The sequence below is a fragment of the Pseudoflavonifractor phocaeensis genome (assembly GCF_016901955.1).
GTDB classification, from domain to species: Bacteria; Bacillota; Clostridia; order Oscillospirales; family Oscillospiraceae; genus Flavonifractor; species Flavonifractor phocaeensis_A.
The window spans coordinates 1-534 of record NZ_JACJLC010000220.1 but is presented as its reverse complement, the minus strand read 5'-3'; the positions used below and the strand labels follow the sequence as shown (position 1 = coordinate 534).

Sequence of the window (534 nt, the reverse complement as noted above, 5' to 3'; positions counted from 1 at the left end):
CATTTGCGGCGGAAGACCCAAGCGTTGTCTACGACTACCGCTTTGTTACCGAGGACACCATTGAAATCATGGGCTATAACGGCACGGAAACCGACCTGGTGATCCCCTCACAAATCAACGGCTACACTGTGGTGGGGATTGGCGATCTTAATCTTCCAACCCACAACGACAACACGGTAGAAACCGTCGTTGTACCAGACACCGTGAAATACATTGAAAGATTTGCCTATTACCCAAATACGGCTTATTATGTGAGTAATCTGACGAAGGTTACACTGCCGGAAGGCCTGGAAACCATTGGCGATGATGCGTTTGCAAGCGCCCCGGGTTTGTCGGAAATCAACCTGCCCTCCACGTTGAAATCCATCGGCGAGCGTGCTTTCAAGGACTGCAAGGTAGACAATTTTACCATCCCTGCCGGCGTGGAATATATCGGCGCCAATGCGTTCCTCGGCACCGAAATGGTATATAATCTGATGGAACGTGTGTGGGACGGCGGCGACCCCTTTATTGTCATCGGCGGAGAACTGGTAT

The 534-nt window shown here is 51.1% G+C and carries 1 protein-coding gene; it reads left to right on the top strand.

Annotation, left to right across the window (positions count from 1 at the left end):
• Nucleotides 1-534: leucine-rich repeat domain-containing protein (locus H6B51_RS17265; RefSeq protein WP_204884819.1), on the top strand; the 534-nt coding region annotated here is incomplete at both ends.